Genomic DNA, 18494 nt, shown 5'->3' with positions numbered 1-18494 from the left:
AGGCCAGTCTTAGGAGCGCAGTATGACCAATAAAATTATTCAGCAGATCGAAGCTGAGCAGATGGGCAAAGTGATCCCGCCTTTTGCACCGGGCGACACCATCATCGTCCAGGTTAAAGTGAAAGAAGGTGACCGTCAGCGTCTGCAGGCGTTCGAAGGTGTTGTTATCGCCAAGCGTAACCGTGGTCTGAACAGTGCGTTCACTGTTCGTAAGATCTCCAATGGTGTTGGCGTTGAGCGTACCTTCCAGACTTACAGCCCGCTGGTTGAAAGCCTGGCCGTTAAGCGTCGCGGTGATGTGCGTAAAGCCAAGCTTTACTACCTGCGTGACCTGTCCGGTAAAGCAGCGCGCATCAAGGAAAAACTGGGCTAAGCCTCAGCTTTCCATCAAAAAGCAGCCTTCGGGCTGCTTTTTGCGTTTCTGCGGTCAGTGTTTTGCAGGCTCTGCGCCATGGCCAGGACAGGCTGCTTAACTGGTCGGCGCTGCTCAGGGCAATGCCGCAGCCCTTTACGCGTCGGCGCGCGTAAAAGGCGGCTGTCATGTGTCGGTCTACTCGCGAGCGCTTTCCTGCTCCTCTTCAATCAGTGCAACCAGCGTCCAGTCGGGGCCGGGCAGCATGTCAAACGGTTGGGTGGCGATATGTATCCAGCCGTTTGGCTCACACGCGAGCAACACTACCGCTCGCTCGCCATGCAGGTTTTGATAGGCCTGCCAGTCAAATGTACTGGTAAGGGTGGTGGTGCGAACTTCAGCGCTTTTACTCAAGCGGCTGGCAAATTGCGGAAAGCTCAGCGCTTGGCTGCCCAAAGGGCGGCCGCGCACGGTATCGCGGCTGCGGTGTTTATCGCTGCGTCGGCTGTCAGTGCCGCTGGGCAAGGTAAAGCGGCGGTTGGCGGCAAAGTCGTGACGAAAGTGCATACACGCCAAGGCATTCAACTCACTGGAAGGTGACAACGCCAGCAAATGGCCGAGGCCGACTAAGTCCAAGTGAGCTTCGGCATCTTGTGACGTGGGGTTGCCAAAGTAGGTCGGAAGTTTCTTCATGCGTGCAGTGCTGATGTTTTCCCAGCTGGAATCGCACAGCAACACGCGGTTGCCGAGGTCTTGCAGGGCCGTGCCGATCGCGCGTGCCACAGGATTAGCGCCGATGATAAGAAAACCACTGGGTGAAGGTTCCGCCACGTTCAGCAATTTAGCCAGCGGGCGTGCGGTGGCGCTTTGCAAGACCACAGTGCCGATAATCACAGCGAAGGTCAGCGGCACCAGTAATTCTGCGCCGGCATAGCCGAGTTCGCTGAGGCGGATGGCGAAAATCGCCGAGACGGCGGCGGCCACAATGCCCCGTGGTGAAATCCAAGCCAGCAGTGCGCGTTCGCGCCAGCTGAGGTTGGAACCAAAGGTGGACAACGCCACGTTGAGCGGCCGCGCCACAAACTGGATGATCAGCAGCAATACCAACACCGCCGGGCCAAGGGCGATTAGGGCGTTTAGATCGAGTCGCGCAGCCAGCAGAATAAACAAGCCGGAGATGAGCAGAACGCTGAGGTTTTCCTTGAAGTGCAGAATATGCCGCACATCCACGCCCTTCATATTGGCCAGCCACATGCCCATCAACGTCACCGCGAGCAGGCCGGACTCATGCATGATGGCGTTAGAGGCAATAAACGCCCCCAGCACGGTGGCCAGCACGGCAAGGTTGTGCAGGTAGTCCGGCAACCACTGGCGTTTTAAAACCTGGCCTAACCCCCAGCCTGCGGCAATACCTAGCAGGCTGCCGCAGGCGATGACGCCGGCGAAGGTGCCCATGCTGCTCTGCCAACCGTTGCCTTCACTGCTGGTGATAATGAAGCTGTACACGACCACGGCGAGCAGCGCGCCAATGGGGTCGATCACGATGCCTTCCCAGCGCAGGATGTTGGCGATCGAGGCTTTGGGTCGGACCACGCGCAGCATCGGCACGATCACCGTTGGCCCGGTGACCAGTGTCAGGGTGCCCAGCAGCAGCGCCATCTCCCAGCTAAAGCCAAGCAGGTAGTGCGTGCTGACCGCGATCACTGCCCATGTAGCCAGTGCGCCGATCGTTACCATGCGCCGGACTACGGTGCCAATTTCACGCCATTCGGATAGGTGAAGGGTCAGGCTGCCTTCGAACAAAATCAGCGCAACGGCCATCGATACCAGCGGGAAAAACAAGTCACCAAACAGCGCTTGCGGGTCAAGCCAGCCCAAAATGGGCCCGGCAAGGATGCCGGCGATCAACAAAAATAAAATAGCCGGTAACCGTAAACGCCAAGCCAGCCACTGGCAGGCGAGGGCGCTGGCGCCGATAGCGGCAAAGGCCAAAAGAATCTGTTGCTCGTTCATCAAGGGTCCTTGTCAGTCTGTGCCCTGGCTCTGTGTGGCCAAGCTGTGAAAGACTAACCCGCTTTAAGCCACCGCCATAGTTCAGCATGCCCGCCATCGACCACCCTCTGATTGATCGTTTTGTGGAAGCCTTGTGGTTGGAAAAAGGCCTCTCAGCCCATACGCGCTCGGCTTATCGCAGTGACTTGGCGCTGTTTAATGGCTGGTTGCAGGCCCGCGATGTGCAGTTGCCGGATGCCGGTCGTGAGTTGATTTTGGATCACCTCGCTTGGCGCATGAATGAGGGCTATAAAGCGCGCTCTACGGCGCGATTGCTCTCGGGCTTCCGTGGCTTTTACCGCTTTCTTTTGCGTGAGCAGCTGATCAACCGAGACCCGACGCTGCAGATCGATTTACCGCAGCTGGGTCGGCCTTTACCTAAGTCGCTGTCCGAGGCCGATGTTGAGGCTTTGCTGGCGGCTCCAGAGTTGGACGACCCCATTGGTCTGCGTGATCGCGCCATGTTTGAGGTGCTGTATGCCTGCGGCCTGCGCGTCAGCGAGCTGATTGGCTTGACCCTCGAGCAGGTGAACTTGCGTCAGGGTGTGCTGCGGGTGTTCGGCAAAGGCAGCAAGGAGCGTTTGGTGCCGCTGGGGGAGGAGGCCATTGCTTGGATTGAGCGTTACAGCAAAGAGGCGCGACCTTTTTTGCTCGATGGCAAACCCAGTGATGTGCTGTTCCCCAGTTTGCGTGGCGAGCAGATGACCCGGCAGACGTTTTGGTACCGCATCAAGCACCAAGCCAAAGTCGCCGGGATCGCCAAGAGCTTATCGCCGCATACGTTGCGCCACGCCTTCGCCACGCATTTGCTCAACCATGGCGCTGATTTACGCGTGGTGCAGATGCTTTTGGGGCACAGTGATCTCTCCACCACGCAGATCTACACCCATGTGGCCCGCGCGCGGTTGCAAGAACTGCATGCCAAGCACCACCCGCGAGGCTGAGCGCGCCGTCTGACCTGACGTGGTCGGTGAGTACGGGCTTCTATGGTAGGCTGCGCCACTCTCTCGTTTGATCGCCTTTTGTCAGGAGTTTGTATGCGCTGTAACCGCATTGTTGTCGCGTTGGCCCTTGGCTTGATCAGCAGCGTGGGCGTTGCTGCCGATGCCGACCAGGCTATTCGTAACTCCCTCAAGGCTATTGATCCAGCGTTGCCGATTGAGGCCATTGCTGAAAGCCCAATGCCGGGTGTTTATCAGGTCGAATTGGCCGGTGGCCGCCAGTTGTACACCAGCGCCGACGGCCAGTTTTTGCTTCAGGGCTACCTGTTTCAAGTCAAGAACGGCAAGCCGGTGAATTTGACTGAAGCGGCGCAGACTCGCGGCGTGGTCAAACTTATGAATGCCATCCCTGCCTCGGAAATGGTGGTGTTCGCGCCCAAGCAGCCGAAAACCCATATCACCGTATTCACCGACACCGATTGTGGCTATTGCCAGAAGCTGCACAGCGAAGTGCCTGAGCTGAATCGCTTGGGGGTTGAGGTGCGTTACTTAGCCTTCCCGCGTCAAGGCCTGGACAGTACAGCGGCTAAAGAGTTGTCCAATGTCTGGTGTGCGAAAGACCAACAGGACGCCATGAACCGGGCGAAAAGTCGTCAGGGCGTGGCGGATGTGCAGTGCGACAGCCCGGTTGCTAAGCAATACGCCTTAGGGCAAATGATCGGCGTTAGCGGCACGCCGGCCATCGTCTTGGCCAACGGCACCATCATTCCAGGCTACCAGCCGGCTGCGCAGTTGGCGAAAATCGCCCTTGAGTCCAAGTGATCTAAGCCTTACACCTGATTGACTAATAAACAGCCGCTTCGTATGGTGCGGCTCTTTTCTACGGCCGGGCTTGCTCCGGCCGTTTTACGCATGCAGATGGGGAGTTCAGTGTGAAACCGGTGAAAGTAGGCATCTGTGGGCTAGGTACCGTCGGTGGCGGTACGTTGAATGTACTCAAGCGCAATGCCGAAGAAATTGCTCGGCGTGCCGGGCGTGGTATTGAAGTCGCCCAGATCGCTATTCGCTCGCCCAAGCCGCAATACGATACGACCGGTATCAGCCTGACCAGCGACGTTTTCGAGTTGGTGAACAACCCCGAGATCGATATCGTTATCGAACTAATTGGCGGCTACACCTTGGCCAAGGAGCTGGTACTCAAGGCCATCGATAATGGCAAGCACGTGGTCACCGCCAACAAAGCGCTGATCGCCGTGCACGGCGATGAAATTTTCGCCAAGGCCCGCGAGAAGGGCGTGATTGTCGCCTTTGAAGCCGCTGTGGCTGGCGGCATCCCAGTGATCAAGGCGATTCGTGAAGGTTTGGCCGCCAACCGGATTAACTGGCTGGCCGGCATCATCAACGGCACCGGCAACTTTATTCTCAGTGAAATGCGTGAGAAGGGCCGTACCTTCGATGACGTGTTAGCTGAAGCGCAGGCGCTGGGCTATGCCGAGGCCGACCCGACCTTCGATGTAGAAGGCATCGACGCGGCGCATAAGCTGACTATTTTGGCCTCCATCGCCTTCGGTATTCCGCTGCAATTCGACAAGGCGTACACCGAGGGCATCACTCAGCTGACCACCGCTGATGTGAACTACGCCGAAGCGTTGGGTTACCGCATCAAGCACCTAGGCGTGGCGCGTCGCACCGAGGCGGGCATTGAGTTGCGTGTGCACCCGACGCTGATTCCGGCTGATCGCCTGATCGCCAACGTCAACGGTGTGATGAACGCGGTGATGGTCAATGGTGACGCTGCCGGCAGCACCTTGTATTACGGTGCGGGCGCGGGCATGGAGCCGACGGCATCCTCGGTCATCGCTGACCTGGTTGACGTGACGCGTGCGCTGACGGCCGATCCGACCAACCGCGTGCCGCATCTGGCCTTCCAGCCGGATTCGCTGTCCGATCACCCGATTTTGCCGATTGACGCCTGCGAGAGCGCCTATTACTTGCGCATCCAAGCTAAGGATCATCCCGGCGTGCTGGCCCAAGTGGCGAGTATCCTTTCGGCCGGCGGGATCAATATCGAGTCGATCATGCAGAAAGAGGTTGAGGAGCAGGACGGCCTCGTGCCGATGATCTTGGTCACCCATCGCGTGGTCGAAGCGCAAATCAATAAGGCGATCAGCGCCCTTGAAGCGCTTGAAGATGTGGTCGGCAGTGTTGTGCGTATCCGCGTCGAGCAGCTCAACTAATCCGCCTCCGGCCGCAGATGCAGCAGGCAGCTGCGGCTCTTAAAGATTCAACCGAAGGTTTGCCCCTATGCGCTATATCAGTACCCGTGGTCAGGCACCGGCCCTGAATTTCGAAGACGTGCTGCTGGCCGGTTTGGCCAGCGATGGCGGCCTCTATGTGCCGGAAAACCTGCCGCGCTTCACTCAAGAAGAAATCGCCTCTTGGGCCGGCCTGCCGTACCACGAACTGGCCTTTCGAGTGATGCGCCCATTCGTCACCGGTAGCATTGCGGATGTCGACTTCAAGCGCATTCTCGAAGAGACCTATTGCTCGTCAGAGAACGGCGTGTTTGCCCACGGTGCTATCGCGCCATTGCGCCAGCTGAACGGCAATGAGTGGGTGTTGGAGCTCTTCCACGGCCCCACTCTAGCCTTTAAAGACTTTGCCCTGCAGTTGCTCGGTCGGCTGCTTGACCACGTGCTGGCCAAGCGTAACGAGCGCGTGGTGATCATGGGTGCGACGTCCGGTGATACCGGCTCGGCGGCCATTGAAGGCTGCAAGGCCTGCGATAACGTCGACATCTTTATCATGCACCCGCACAACCGCGTGTCCGAGGTGCAGCGTCGGCAGATGACCACCATCTTCGGCGACAACATCCATAACATCGCCATCGAAGGCAACTTCGATGACTGCCAAGAGATGGTCAAAGACAGCTTCGCTGACCAGAGCTTCCTCAAGGGCACCCGTTTGGTGGCGGTCAACTCGATCAACTGGGCGCGGATCATGGCCCAGATCGTTTACTACTTTCACGCCGCTTTGCAGTTGGGTGGTCCGGCGCGCTCCATCGCGTTCTCGGTGCCGACGGGTAACTTTGGCGACATCTTTGCCGGCTACTTGGCGCGCAACATGGGCCTGCCCATTAGCCAGCTGATCGTCGCGACCAACCGCAACGACATCCTGCACCGCTTTATGAGCGGCAATCAGTATGTCAAAGACACCTTGCACCCGACCCTGACACCGTCCATGGACATCATGGTGTCGTCCAACTTTGAGCGTTTGCTGTTTGACCTGCACGGTCGCAACGGCTTGGCGGTGGGCGAGCTGATGGCGAACTTTAAGCGGGGGGGTGGCTTCAGCATTGAAGAAGACCGCTGGACAGAGACGCGCAAGCTGTTTGATTCGCTGGCCGTGGACGATGCGCAAACCTGCGCAACCATCGTTGAGGTGTTTAATGAGTGCGGTGAGTTGCTCGACCCGCACACCGCGATTGGTGTGCGCGCTGCCCGCGAGTGCCGCCGTAGCCTGGCCACGCCGATGGTGATTTTGGGTACCGCGCACCCGGTCAAGTTTCCTGAAGCCATAGACACGGCCGGCGTCGGCGAAGCGCCCGCGCTGCCCGCGCATTTGGCCGATCTGTTTGAGCGTGATGAGCGTTGTACGGTATTGGCTAACGACCTGAAAACCGTGCAGAACTTTGTGGCGCTTCACGGCAACCGCGGCAAGCCGCTGTAAGCGTTACGGGCAAGGTAACAAGGCCAGTCTCCGCTAGGAGCTGGCCTTTTTCATGGCTTTGTGCTGGCTAGATGGCGCCGAGCGCTTTCAATTCAGCGATTTGCGCATCGCTGTAGCCGAGGGCATTGAGCACCGCTTGGTTGTGTTCACCCAGTTGCGGGCCGACCCAGTCCACGCCGCCCGGCGTTTCGGAGAGTTTGGGCACGATGCCGGGCATCTTGAAGGCTTTGCCGTCAGGCAGCTTGGCCGCCAGCAGCATTTCGCGGGCGAGAAATTGCGGATCGTGGAACATGTCCTCAGCGCTGAAGATCCTGCTGGCGGGCACTTCGGCTTGATTTAAGGCCGCCAGCACCTGCTCCAGTGGCAACGAAGCGACCCAGCGATCGATCACCCCATACAGCTCATCACGGCGTGCGTCGCGACCATCGTTGCTGGCGAGGTCCGGCGCAGCCGCAAGATCATTGCGGCCGATGGCCTGCATAAAGCGTTTGAAGATCGCGTCGCCGTTGGCGCCAATCTGGATGTGCTTGCCGTCGCTGCTGGTGTGGATCGAGGAGGGCGTGATGCCGGGCATGATGTTGCCGCTGCGCTCGCGGATAAAGCCGAATACATCAAATTCCGGCACCATGGACTCCATCATGGCGAAAATCGCCTCATACAGCGCCACATCGACCACTTGGCCGCTGCCGCCATTCACTTCACGGTGGCGCAGCGCCATCAATGCGCCGATTACGCCCCACAGCGCGGCGATCGAGTCACCGATGCTGATACCGGTGCGCACTGGCGGGCGATCGGTAAAACCAGTGATATAACGCAGCCCACCCATGGACTCGCCCACTGCACCAAAGCCCGGCTGCTCCTTCATCGGCCCGGTTTGGCCGAAGCCGGAGAGGCGCACCATCACCAGCTTGGGGTTCAGTGCATGCAGCATTTCCCAGCCCAAGCCGAGCTTTTCCAGGACGCCGGGGCGAAAATTCTCAATGACAATATCCGCCTCGCTCAGCAGTTTTTTCAGCACCTCAAGGCCGGCTTCATGCTTGAGGTTAAGGGTGATCGATTGCTTATTGCGCGCCTGCACAAACCACCACAAGGATGTGCCCTCATAGAGCTTGCGCCACTTACGCAGCGGGTCGCCGCCATCCGGGGACTCTACTTTGATCACCTGTGCGCCGAATTCAGCGCAGATGCGTGCGGCAAAAGGGCCGGCGATTAAGGTGCCCAGCTCGATAACCTTCAAGCCGGCAAGGGGTTTATTCGGGCTCATAGCAGTTCCGGAACGAAAAATATGCCCAAGCCTATGCGATTGCAGGGCCGCAGGGGAAATAGGTACAGGGTATGTCGAAAGCTGCTTAGCCGGTCTTATGCGCTGGCCATGACCGCTAAGCCTGTTAAGGTCGGGGCAACCCTGCTCGTTGCAGTAGGCTGTTGTACCGGCACATGAGGAATGGGCATGGCATTGCGTAACGCAGTTCAGTTAATCACCTACCCGGATCGTTTGGGTGGCAACCTGAGTAAGCTCTTCACCTTGCTTGATCAGCACCTTGGCGATGCTATTGGCGGCGTGCATTTGTTGCCCATGTACCCCTCCAATGCGGATGGTGGTTTCTCGCCCTTGACCCATCTAGAGGTTGACCCGCGCTATGGCGACTGGGCCGATGTTGAGCGTATCTCAGCGCGGTTTGATCTCTGTGTTGACTTGGTGATCAGCCACATTGCCGATGAGTCGCCTGAGTTTCTTGATTTTGTCGCCCGTGGCCAGGATTCAGCCTATGCCGACCTGTTTGTGCAGGTCGATACGCTGGGTGAGATCAGCCCGCAAGATTTAGCCAAAATTCATATCCGCAAAGAGAAGGAGCCATTTCGCGATGTGCACGTGGCCAACGGCGAAACCTGCCGGGTGTGGTGCACCTTTACAGAGCGGCAAATTGACCTCAACTATGAATCGCCCCTGACCTATCAGCTGATGGAGCGGTACATGGCCTTTCTCACTGCGCGTGGGGTCAAGCTGTTCCGTTTGGATGCCTTTGGCTACACCACCAAGAAGATTGGTAGCAGCTGCTTTTTGGTTGAGCCGGATGTTTACCGCATCCTCGACTGGTTCCGCGAGACCGGTGAAAAGTATGGAGCCGAGATGCTGCCCGAGGTGCACGACCACATCAGTTATCAGTATGCGATTTCGCGCCGGCAGATGCGGCCCTATGCGTTCGCCCTGCCGCCGCTGGTGTTGCATGCCTTTCTCGCCGGCACTAGCCGCTACCTCAAACAATGGTTGCGCATGTGCCCGCGCAACCAGATCACCGTGCTCGACACCCATGACGGCATCTGCATTCCAGATGTGGAAAGCATGTTGCCAGATGCGGAAATTCGTTTTCTCGTCGACGAGGTATCAACCCGCAGCGCCGACCCGATCATGCGCCGTTCGGCGGTCAGCGTGCACAGCGTCGGTGCGATCTATCAGCTCACTTGCACCTTCTATGAAGCGCTGCTGCGCAATGACGAGGCCTATATCGCAGCCCGCGCCATCCAATTTTTCACCCCCGGTATTCCTCAGGTTTATTACGTGGGGCTGCTGGCCGGTTGTAATGATTTTGAGCTGTGCGCCGCTACTCGCGAAGCACGTGATGTGAATCGGCACTACTACACCGTGGAGGAGGCCGAAACCGCCTTGCAGAAACCGCTGGTGCAGCGCTTGCTACAGCTGATGCGCTTACGCAACAGCCATCCCGCGTTTGATGGGCGTTTTGAGTTGAATCAGTCGTGTGAAAGCAGCGTCGCCATGGCGTGGCGCCATGGCGAGCATTATTGCCGGCTGCATGTTGATCTAAGCACCTGTCAGGCGATCATCGATTACCGCGACCCTGAGACCGGCAGCGAGCGACAAATACGCTGTTGAGCCCGCTGCCGGCCGGCTCAGTCAGGTTAAGCGATTGCGTGTGATGCCCGGCAGAAACCATTTTTATACCTGCCGATTCATGGTTTTTCGTTCTTCAAGGGCATGCAGGCACATTGCTATACTGGCGTTCAAGCGTGCTCGGCGGCATGCAGTGAGCGAACGTATGATTCTGGATATTCCCACCCTAGTGGTTGCCAACACCTTAGTGATGAGCCTGTGCGGCGGCTTGCTGATCTCTACGTGGTGGCGGGGCCGCGTTGAGCGCGCGCTGTTGTGGATGGGCAGCTCACTGTTAATAGGTGCTGCCGGTATTGTGGTAATTGCCTTGCGCGGCATGGGCATCGACGCGCTCTCGATTGTCCTTGGTAACGCGTTGGTGCTGCTCTCAGTGGCTATGTACTGGGCCGGTATGCGCGCATTTGTGGGGCGTCGCGTGTCCTGGGTGGCTGTGTTGGCCGGCGTTTCGCTCTGGTGTTTGTTTTGCCTGTGGCCCGTGTTTTTTTTAGTCACTTTCCCTGCGCTTAACGCTGTTCTGCACCGTGGTACTGCTGTACGTGCTGGCCACGCTGTTTGAGTTGTTGCGTATGCCACGCAAGCAAGGCCTGTCGATTGTCCCGGCCACCTTGTTACTGGGTTGCCACAGCGGGTTTTATCTTATGCGCCTATTGGCTGATTCCGGCTCGCCGCTGAATAACGGCAGCAGCGAATTTTTTGGCTGGGTGTTGATTGAAAGCATGCTGTATTCGGTTGGGGCCGGCTTTATTTCTCTGTCTTTGGTCAAAGAGCGCGCTGAGGTGCATTACCGAGCGGCCTCTTTAACCGATCCGTTAACCGGCATCGGTAACCGCCGCGCCTTTACCCAGGCGGCTGAAGATTTGCTCAGTAGCGTCGCTGAGCAGCCTAAAACACTGGCGCTGCTGGTGTGCGACTTGGACAACTTTAAGCAGATTAATGATCGGCTGGGTCACCCAGCCGGTGATTGGGTGATCCAGTGTTTTGCTGATGCGTTGCGCGACAGCCTAAAACCCCAAGAGGTATTCGGGCGCATTGGTGGCGAAGAGTTTGCGTGCCTGCTGGAGACTGACCAAAACGGCGCTGTAGCGGCTGCTGAAGCGATTCGCTTGGCGTTTAAACAGCGCGTTCAAGAGCAAGGAACCATGAGTGCCAGTATTGGTATTGCCTGCGCGAGCCCGGCGCGTTTGGATTTATCGCGGCTCTTATCGCTGGCTGATGGCGCGCTGTATCAAGCCAAAAATAACGGGCGTGATTGTGTGGTTGTGGCTGATCTGTATGCGCACACTGACGTCAAGAAAACGGAACAGGTGCGGCGTTTCCGTTAGACTGTCAGCCACTTTTTCTGGCGACGACCCGTGTTATGGCTCTGCAAGCAACCACCTACAAAATCGAGCTGAACCTCACCGATATGGACCGCAGCGTTTATGAAAACCTGCGTTTCACTGTGGCCAAGCACCCTTCGGAAACGGAAACGCGTTTGGCGGCGCGCCTGATTGGCTATGCCTTGTTCTATCACGAGCACTTAGCATTCGGCCGCGGCTTGTCGGAAGTAGACGAGCCGGCGTTATGGGAAAAGAGCTTGGATGACCGCGTCCTGCACTGGATCGAAGTCGGCCAGCCAGACAGCGAACGCATGACCTGGTGCTCGCGCCGCACCGAGAAGTTTAGCCTAGTGGCCTACGGCAACCTGCGGGTGTGGCAAACCAAAGAACTGGACCCGGTGCGCAGCCTGAAAAACATCAATGTGGTGGCGTTGGATCAAGATGCCTTAGCCAATCTGGCGTTGGACATGCCGCGCGCGTTGAACTGGAGCGTGATGATCAGCGACGGCGAATTGTTCGTCACCGACGAGCGCGGCCAGCATGAACTGCCGATTGAGTGGTTAGTTGGCGAACGCTAAAGCCCAGCAAATACCTTGTATGCGAGGTGGAAAGCAGGTGCTAAACGTTTTCCTTTAGCCACGTAGCCCGGATGCAATCCGGGAGCCTTTAGGCCCGCATGCTCTGGTCTTCGTATTTACCCCATCGCCATATTCCAATTTCGGCGTAGCGCGTCCGCCTCTCACATTAAAGAATAATCATGCGTATCGAAGCCCGCCCGTTACCCGCCACCCTGCCTGATCTTGGCGCGCTGCCGCCGCTGTTGACTCGCCTGTATGCCGCCCGTGGTGTGCAATCGGCCGCCGAGCTGGATAAAGGCTTGGCGCGTTTGATTCCTTATCAGCAGCTCAAAGGCATGAGCGCGGCCGTCGATTTGCTGGTGCACGGCCTTGAACAGGGTCAGCGCATGCTTATCGTCGGCGACTTCGATGCCGATGGCGCCACCGCCAGCACCGTCGGCGTGCTGGGTTTGCGCATGCTCGGCGCGGCGCATGTTGATTATCTGGTGCCCAACCGGTTTGAGTACGGCTACGGCCTTACGCCTGAAATCGTCGCGGTGGCGCTGCAGCGTGCGCCGCAACTGCTGATTACCGTGGACAACGGCATCTCCAGTGTCGAGGGCGTGGCGGCGGCCAAGGCGGCTGGTTTGACCGTGCTGGTGACTGACCACCATTTGCCCGGTGCCGAGTTGCCTGCGGCGGATGCCATCGTTAATCCCAATCAGCCGGGTTGTGAGTTCCCCAGCAAAGCGCTGGCCGGGGTTGGGGTGATGTTTTATGTGCTGCTGGCCCTGCGCGCGCGGCTGCGCGACATGGGCTGGTTTACCGCGCAGCGCCCCGAGCCGAACCTCGGCGAATTACTCGACCTAGTGGCCTTAGGCAGCGTTGCCGACGTGGTGCCGCTGGATGCCAATAACCGCATTTTGGTGCACCAAGGTTTAGCGCGGATTCGCGCTGGGCGGGCGCGCGCCGGTTTGCGCGCCATTCTCGATGTGGCCGGACGTGATCATCGACGCATCACCTCAACAGACTTGGGTTTTATCATCGGGCCAAGGCTGAATGCCGCCGGCAGGCTGGATGACATGGCCCTCGGTATCGAGTGTTTGCTCTGCGAAGACGATGCGCTGGCCCGCGACATGGCCGTGCAACTCGATCAGCTTAATCAAGACCGCAAAGCCATTGAGCAGGGTATGCAGCGCGAGGCGTTGGCTCAACTTAAGGATTTGCCGTTGGAAGATATGCCCTTTGGTTTGTGCCTGTTTGAGGCCGATTGGCACCAAGGCGTGATCGGTATCCTCGCCTCGAGGATGAAAGAGCGTTATCACCGCCCGACCATCGCCTTTGCTGACGCCGGCGGCGGGGTATTGAAGGGTTCGGCGCGCTCAGTACCCGGCTTTCATATTCGTGATGCGCTGGATGCGGTGGCGGCTAAGCACCCGCACTTGATCAGTAAGTTTGGTGGTCATGCCATGGCGGCAGGGTTGTCGCTGCCTGAGGCCTATTTTGCAGATTTTGCCGCCGCCTTCGATGCTGAGGTGCGCCGCCAACTGTGTGAGGATGACCTGACTGGTCGCTTATTGTCTGATGGCGCCTTGTCCATCGAGGAATTCCACCTGCACCTGGCCAAAGAGCTGCGCAATGCCGGGCCTTGGGGTCAGCACTTCCCCGAGCCATTGTTCCATGGTGTCTTTCAGCTGGTGCAGCAGCGCATTGTCGGCGAGCGCCATCTCAAGGTGGTGCTGAAAAGCGAGTGCGGCAGCCTGCAATTGGATGGCATTGCTTTCGGTGTAGACCGCGAAATCTGGCCGAATCCTACCGTACGCTGGGTCGAATTGGCCTACAAGCTGGACGTAAACGAATACCGTGGGCAGGAAACAGTACAGCTGTTAATCGCGCACATCAGCCCGCGCTGACCGACCAGCACCCGCTAGCCGAGGGCTAAACCCTTGACAAGGTGTTATCGCCGCTTCTGCCTGAGCGGGTTTGCCCCGGCTCACGGGCCATAGCGTGCTTCTGCTGGCGGTTATACCGACTGGCAATCTTTCGAAGCACTCTGCGTTAGGTGATAGCAAAGTTCTCTCTCTAGAATCATCAGCCGTGCTAGCACAACCATTTTTAGGGAGAGCGCGACATGATTACCCGTGGATTACTTGATCAGTTATTGAAATCCGGCCAGGACTTGATGCAGCAGAAATCTGCCGGCAGCGCAGCGGGTGGTAAAGCCGGCGGTTTGGCCGCAGGATTGGGCGGTTTACTCGGCAGTGCCGGCAAAAGTGGCCAAGGCGGTAATTTAGGTACTTTGCTAAAAGGCGCAGGTGGTGGTGCTCTCGCCACTGGCGCGCTGGGCTTGCTGCTGGGCAATAAAAGCGCGCGCAAAATGGGCGGTAAAGCACTCACCTACGGCGGCTTAGCGGCGCTTGGCGTTGTAGCTTACAAAGCCTTTAGTAACTGGCAGGCGCAGCAGGCCAGTGCACCGCAAGCGGAGCCGCAAACCCTCGACCGTTTGCCAGCGCCCCAGGTTGAACTCCACAGTCAGGCCATCCTTAAAGCATTGGTCGGTGCGGCCAAAGCCGATGGTCACGTTGATGACCGTGAGCGTCAGTTGATCGAGGGTGAGATCAGTAAGCTGACCCACGATGTTGAGTTGCAGCATTGGCTGCAGGCTGAGTTGAACAAGCCGCTGGACCCCGCCGAAATCGCCCGCGCCGCCAGCACGCCGGAAATGGCCGCCGAGATGTATGTGGCCAGCGTGTTAATGGTTGATGAAGAGCACTTTATGGAACGCGCCTATCTAGAAGAGTTGGCCCGCCAGCTTAAGCTGGACCCAGCGCTTAAAACCGAGCTGGAAACCCAAGTGCGTCAGGAGTTGTTGCTCAGTTGACGCTGATTACAAGGGCGTTGTCGGGCTTCTCTGGGCTAATCAGCGGCGCCCAATCAGTGTATGCGGCCTGCTGCCAATCATCTGCGCTGCTTGATTGCAGGCTGCCAGGTGGCAGGTGACTGCGTTATACTCGCCGGCTTTTCCGAAAGTTTGACCTGCGAGTGCTGCCAGCCATGGAAATCAACCCGATCCTCAATAGCATCAAGGACCTCTCCGAGCGCACCCTGACTATTCGGGGGTATCTTTGACTACGATCACAAGCATGATCGGTTAGTCGAAGTAAACCGCGAGCTGGAAGACCCAAGCGTCTGGAATAATCCCGAATACGCGCAAAATTTGGGCCGCGAGCGCGCGTCGCTGGCGCTGATTGTTGACACCCTCGATGACCTGCACGGCAGCCTGGCTGATTCCCGCGACCTGCTCGACATGGCGGTTGAAGAGGATGACGAAAGCGCCGTGGCTGACGTCTGCAGTGAAATCGAGCGCCTGCGCGATATTCTTGAAAAGCTTGAGTTCCGCCGCATGTTCCGTGGCGAGATGGACCCCAACAACGCCTACCTCGATATCCAAGCCGGCTCCGGTGGCACCGAGGCGCAGGATTGGGCCAACATCCTGCTGCGCATGTACCTGCGCTGGGCCGACAAGCGTGGCTTCGAAGCCACCATCATGGAGCTCTCTGCCGGTGAAGTTGCTGGGATCAAGGGCGCGACCCTGCACATCAAGGGTGAATATGCCTTTGGTTGGTTGCGCACCGAAATCGGCGTGCACCGCCTGGTCCGCAAAAGCCCGTTTGACTCCGGCAACCGCCGCCACACCTCGTTTACCGCCGTGTTTGTCTCGCCGGAAATTGACGACAACATCGAGATCGACATCAACCCCTCGGACCTGCGCATCGACACCTACCGCTCCTCCGGCGCCGGTGGTCAGCACGTAAACACCACAGACTCGGCCGTGCGGATTACCCACGTACCCAGTAACACCGTGGTGTGCTGCCAGAACGAGCGCTCTCAGCACGCCAACAAAGACACCGCGATGAAGATGTTGCGCGCGCGCCTGTATGAGCAAGAAGTGCAAAAACGCAATGCTGCCTCGCAGGTCCTTGAGGACTCCAAGTCGGACATCGGTTGGGGCCATCAAATTCGCTCTTATGTCCTTGACGCTTCACGAATCAAGGACCTGCGCACCAATATTGAACGCAGTGATTGCGACAAAGTGCTCGACGGCGATATCGACGAATATCTGGTAGCGAGCCTCAAACAGGGGCTCTAACAACACGCAATGTAGGTTGGGTCGTCTGCGCTCTGTTGAGCACGGCTTAAACCCAACGAGCGGCGCTGCATTTGCGTAGGAGGCCGGCCTGGTGGCCGGATGTTGGGCATCGCTGCGCCCAGCACCACCCTACGATTATTAGGAAAGACCACGATCATGAGCGACCAACAACTCGACCACCACGAGCTGCAACAGGAAGAAAACAAGCTGATTGCCTTGCGCAAAGAAAAGCTTGCCGCCATCCGTGAGCAGGGCAACCCTTTCCCGAATGATTTTCGTCGTGACAACTACTGCGCCGACCTGCAAAAGCAGTACGCCGAGAAGACCAAGGAAGAGCTGGCTGAAGCCGCGATCCCGGTCAAAGTTGCCGGCCGCATCATGCTCAACCGTGGCTCATTTATGGTGCTGCAGGACATGAGCGGGCGAATCCAGGTCTACGTCAACCGCAAAACTTTGCCTGCCGAAACCCTCGAAGCGGTCAAGCATTGGGACTTGGGCGATATCATCTCTGCCGTCGGCACCCTGGCCCGCTCCGGTAAGGGTGACCTGTACGTGGAAATGACCGAGGTGCGCCTGCTGACCAAGTCGCTGCGCCCGCTGCCGGATAAACACCACGGCCTGAGTGACACCGAGCAGCGCTATCGCCAGCGCTATGTCGACCTGATCGTCAACGAAGATGTGCGCCATACCTTCCGCGTGCGTTCGCAAGTGATTGCGCACATCCGCAGTTTTTTGATGCAGCGCGACTTCCTCGAAGTGGAAACGCCGATGCTGCAGACCATTCCCGGCGGCGCGGCGGCTAAACCGTTCGAGACGCATCACAATGCGCTGGACATGGGTATGTACCTGCGTATCGCGCCCGAGCTGTACCTCAAGCGGCTTGTTGTGGGTGGCTTTGAAAAAGTCTTTGAGATCAACCGTAACTTCCGTAACGAAGGCGTTTCGACCCGGCACAACCCCGAGTTCACCATGCTCGAGTTTTACCAGGCTTACGCCGATTACGAAGACAACATGGACCTCACCGAGGAGTTATTCCGCGAGCTGGCGCAGCTGGTACTTGGCAGCACTGACGTGCCCTACGGTGACAAAGTGTTCCACTTCGGCGAGCCGTTTGTGCGGTTGTCGGTGTTTGATTCGATCCTCAAGTACAACCCTGAGTTGACCGCTGCCGATCTGAACGATATCGACAAAGCCCGCGCCATCGCTAAAAAAGCTGGCGCTAAAGTGCTGGGCTTTGAAGGCTTGGGCAAATTGCAGGTGATGATTTTCGAAGAGCTGGTTGAGCACAAGCTGGAGCAGCCGCACTTTATTACCCAGTACCCGTTTGAAGTCTCGCCGCTGGCGCGCCGCAACGACGAAAACCCCAATGTGACCGACCGCTTTGAGCTGTTTATCGGGGGCCGTGAAATTGCCAATGCCTATTCCGAGCTGAATGACGCAGAAGACCAAGCTGAACGCTTTATGGCGCAGGTGGCTGACAAAGACGCCGGTGATGACGAAGCCATGCACTACGACGCTGATTTCGTGCGCGCGCTGGAATACGGCATGCCGCCCACCGCCGGTGAGGGTATCGGCATCGACCGCTTGGTGATGTTGCTCACCAACTCACCGTCGATTCGCGATGTGATTTTGTTCCCGCACATGCGCCCGCAAGCGTAGTCAATAAAAAGCCACCAGCCGGTGGCTTTTTAATATCTGGGTGTGGCTACGAGGGCGTCTGAGCTTGCAAGCGCTGGCGTACCTTGCCTCTGCAGCGGGCTGCACAATACCAAGCTATTGACGGCTCTTAGTGCGCGCGTGGACTATCAGGTTTTGCTTGAGGGTGTCGATCATCCGGATGGGCAGGGATGTTTGCCGCACTTAACCGCTATAGGTATCCGGCACTGGGCCTGTAACCCGTCTAATCCGTTCACAAGGAGAACTCAATGATTGCTTGGCGCGCACTGCTTGCCGTGTCTTTCCTGTTACTGGGTGGGTGTTTGGTTACGTTCAAAGACCCGATCCCGGCCAACGAGGCCGCCCCCATCCCTCTGCTTGGTGAGTGGTCGCGCCAGAACGAGTGGGGCGAGCAGTCGTACCTGCAAATAACCCGCGCCGGCTCCAATGTCTACAAAGCACAGACCTATGTTGACAGTCTGGATAATCTCGAAAGTGTTGAAGAGTACGGCTTTACCGTGGCCCATCACGGGCGACGCTGGTACTTGTCGGCAGGTTTGCCAAAAAGCCTGGGTGCGAATTTCGCCATTGCCGGCTTTGAGCTGACCACGGGTAATGAGCTGGTAATTTTCAACCTGGATGTCGACCGCATCCTCCAAGAGTTGGAGCAAGGTGTGCTGCAGGGCGAGGCGATTGAGGCGGGAGAAGGCGACGGGGTGTTGATTAGCAGCCCGCTTGAGCAGGTATTCAGCTACCTCGATGACCAGGCCAATTCCGATGTGTTTATTGAAGTCGCGCGCTATCAACGTGCAGGCGATTAGCCGGTC

Annotated in this window: 16 protein-coding genes; 14 read left to right on the top strand and 2 right to left on the bottom strand. The window is 57.9% G+C overall.

Going from position 1 to position 18494, the window contains the following annotated elements; all coding sequences use genetic code 11:
* Window positions 1-22 precede the first annotated feature (22 nt).
* Window positions 23-373, top strand: a complete 351-nt coding sequence (gene rplS / locus WF513_RS12945) for a 50S ribosomal protein L19 (RefSeq protein ID WP_339079796.1) — start codon at window positions 23-25, stop codon at window positions 371-373.
* 177 nt (window positions 374-550) lie between these two features.
* On the opposite strand, the gene WF513_RS12940 is transcribed toward rplS, so the two are convergent.
* A complete protein-coding gene (locus WF513_RS12940) occupies window positions 551-2365 on the bottom strand; it encodes a sodium:proton antiporter (RefSeq protein ID WP_339079795.1) in 1815 nt (604 codons plus the stop codon).
* 86 nt (window positions 2366-2451) lie between these two features.
* On the opposite strand from WF513_RS12940, the gene xerD reads away from it, so the two are divergent.
* The 4 genes from xerD (at window position 2452) to thrC (ending at window position 7074) form a co-directional block, all read left to right on the top strand.
* Window positions 2452-3348, top strand: a complete 897-nt coding sequence (xerD, locus tag WF513_RS12935) for a site-specific tyrosine recombinase XerD (RefSeq protein WP_339079794.1) — start codon at window positions 2452-2454, stop codon at window positions 3346-3348.
* Between the two features lie 93 nt (window positions 3349-3441).
* Complete coding sequence (gene dsbC, locus WF513_RS12930) at window positions 3442-4167, top strand: bifunctional protein-disulfide isomerase/oxidoreductase DsbC (RefSeq protein ID WP_339079793.1); 726 nt, start codon at window positions 3442-3444, stop codon at window positions 4165-4167.
* 110 nt (window positions 4168-4277) lie between these two features.
* The gene (locus WF513_RS12925; RefSeq protein WP_339079792.1) at window positions 4278-5582 is read left to right on the top strand and encodes a homoserine dehydrogenase; all 1305 of its coding nucleotides are present in this window, start codon (window positions 4278-4280) and stop codon (window positions 5580-5582) included.
* 67 nt (window positions 5583-5649) lie between these two features.
* Window positions 5650-7074 carry a threonine synthase gene (gene thrC, locus WF513_RS12920; protein ID WP_339079791.1) on the top strand — a complete coding sequence of 475 codons (1425 nt, stop codon included), beginning with the start codon at window positions 5650-5652 and terminating at the stop codon, window positions 7072-7074.
* 67 nt (window positions 7075-7141) lie between these two features.
* Here the strand turns inward: thrC and WF513_RS12915 are convergent, their stop codons facing one another.
* Window positions 7142-8338 carry a CaiB/BaiF CoA-transferase family protein gene (locus WF513_RS12915; RefSeq protein ID WP_339079790.1) on the bottom strand — a complete coding sequence of 399 codons (1197 nt, stop codon included), beginning with the start codon at window positions 8336-8338 and terminating at the stop codon, window positions 7142-7144.
* Window positions 8339-8524: 186 nt separating this feature from the next.
* Between WF513_RS12915 and gtfA the strand changes: the two genes are divergently transcribed.
* The 9 genes from gtfA to WF513_RS12870 all read left to right on the top strand — a co-directional run bounded on the left by gtfA (window position 8525) and on the right by WF513_RS12870 (window position 18488).
* On the top strand, window positions 8525-9967 hold the full coding sequence (gene gtfA / locus WF513_RS12910) for a sucrose phosphorylase (RefSeq protein ID WP_339079789.1): 1443 nt from the start codon (window positions 8525-8527) through the stop codon (window positions 9965-9967).
* A gap of 151 nt (window positions 9968-10118) precedes the next feature.
* Window positions 10119-10541, top strand: a complete 423-nt coding sequence (locus WF513_RS12905; protein ID WP_339079788.1) for a hypothetical protein — start codon at window positions 10119-10121, stop codon at window positions 10539-10541.
* A complete protein-coding gene (locus WF513_RS12900; RefSeq protein WP_339079787.1) occupies window positions 10507-11307 on the top strand; it encodes a GGDEF domain-containing protein in 801 nt (266 codons plus the stop codon). The genes WF513_RS12905 and WF513_RS12900 overlap by 35 nt, the downstream gene beginning before the upstream one ends.
* Before the next feature lie 35 nt (window positions 11308-11342).
* The gene (locus WF513_RS12895) at window positions 11343-11882 is read left to right on the top strand and encodes a YaeQ family protein (RefSeq protein WP_339079786.1); all 540 of its coding nucleotides are present in this window, start codon (window positions 11343-11345) and stop codon (window positions 11880-11882) included.
* A 179-nt stretch (window positions 11883-12061) separates the two neighbouring features.
* Window positions 12062-13774 carry a single-stranded-DNA-specific exonuclease RecJ gene (recJ, locus tag WF513_RS12890; RefSeq protein WP_339079785.1) on the top strand — a complete coding sequence of 571 codons (1713 nt, stop codon included), beginning with the start codon at window positions 12062-12064 and terminating at the stop codon, window positions 13772-13774.
* A 218-nt stretch (window positions 13775-13992) separates the two neighbouring features.
* A complete protein-coding gene (locus tag WF513_RS12885; RefSeq protein WP_339079784.1) occupies window positions 13993-14742 on the top strand; it encodes a tellurite resistance TerB family protein in 750 nt (249 codons plus the stop codon).
* 173 nt (window positions 14743-14915) lie between these two features.
* Window positions 14916-16011, top strand: a protein-coding gene (prfB, locus tag WF513_RS12880; RefSeq protein ID WP_339079783.1) for a peptide chain release factor 2 whose coding sequence is annotated in 2 segments (ribosomal slippage) — window positions 14916-14987 and window positions 14989-16011 — 1095 coding nt in all. Because the reading frame shifts where the segments join, the coding sequence is not laid out codon by codon here.
* A gap of 156 nt (window positions 16012-16167) precedes the next feature.
* Window positions 16168-17670 (top strand): lysine--tRNA ligase, encoded by a 1503-nt coding sequence (gene lysS / locus WF513_RS12875; protein WP_339079782.1) that lies wholly within the window; start codon window positions 16168-16170, stop codon window positions 17668-17670.
* A 266-nt stretch (window positions 17671-17936) separates the two neighbouring features.
* A complete protein-coding gene (locus tag WF513_RS12870) occupies window positions 17937-18488 on the top strand; it encodes a hypothetical protein (protein ID WP_339079781.1) in 552 nt (183 codons plus the stop codon).
* Window positions 18489-18494 lie beyond the last annotated feature (6 nt).

Origin of the sequence: Pseudomonas sp. TMP9 (genome assembly GCF_037943105.1) — a bacterium.
Classification (GTDB): domain Bacteria; phylum Pseudomonadota; class Gammaproteobacteria; order Pseudomonadales; family Pseudomonadaceae; genus Aquipseudomonas.
The sequence above is the reverse complement of the archived record's forward strand: the minus strand, read 5'-3'. Positions and strand labels throughout refer to the sequence as shown.

What these genes read in the sequence shown, in the direction of transcription:
- WF513_RS12915 (WP_339079790.1), bottom strand. Translation starts at nt 8,338, where the DNA reads ATGAGCCCGAATAAACCCCTTGCCGGCTTGAAGGTTATCGAGCTGGGC.
- gtfA (WP_339079789.1), top strand. Translation starts at nt 8,525, where the DNA reads ATGGCATTGCGTAACGCAGTTCAGTTAATCACCTACCCGGATCGTTTG.
- rplS (WP_339079796.1), top strand. Translation starts at nt 23, where the DNA reads ATGACCAATAAAATTATTCAGCAGATCGAAGCTGAGCAGATGGGCAAA.
- WF513_RS12870 (WP_339079781.1), top strand. Translation starts at nt 17,937, where the DNA reads ATGATTGCTTGGCGCGCACTGCTTGCCGTGTCTTTCCTGTTACTGGGT.
- thrC (WP_339079791.1), top strand. Translation starts at nt 5,650, where the DNA reads ATGCGCTATATCAGTACCCGTGGTCAGGCACCGGCCCTGAATTTCGAA.
- lysS (WP_339079782.1), top strand. Translation starts at nt 16,168, where the DNA reads ATGAGCGACCAACAACTCGACCACCACGAGCTGCAACAGGAAGAAAAC.
- WF513_RS12885 (WP_339079784.1), top strand. Translation starts at nt 13,993, where the DNA reads ATGATTACCCGTGGATTACTTGATCAGTTATTGAAATCCGGCCAGGAC.
- dsbC (WP_339079793.1), top strand. Translation starts at nt 3,442, where the DNA reads ATGCGCTGTAACCGCATTGTTGTCGCGTTGGCCCTTGGCTTGATCAGC.
- WF513_RS12895 (WP_339079786.1), top strand. Translation starts at nt 11,343, where the DNA reads ATGGCTCTGCAAGCAACCACCTACAAAATCGAGCTGAACCTCACCGAT.
- WF513_RS12940 (WP_339079795.1), bottom strand. Translation starts at nt 2,365, where the DNA reads ATGAACGAGCAACAGATTCTTTTGGCCTTTGCCGCTATCGGCGCCAGC.
- recJ (WP_339079785.1), top strand. Translation starts at nt 12,062, where the DNA reads ATGCGTATCGAAGCCCGCCCGTTACCCGCCACCCTGCCTGATCTTGGC.
- xerD (WP_339079794.1), top strand. Translation starts at nt 2,452, where the DNA reads ATGCCCGCCATCGACCACCCTCTGATTGATCGTTTTGTGGAAGCCTTG.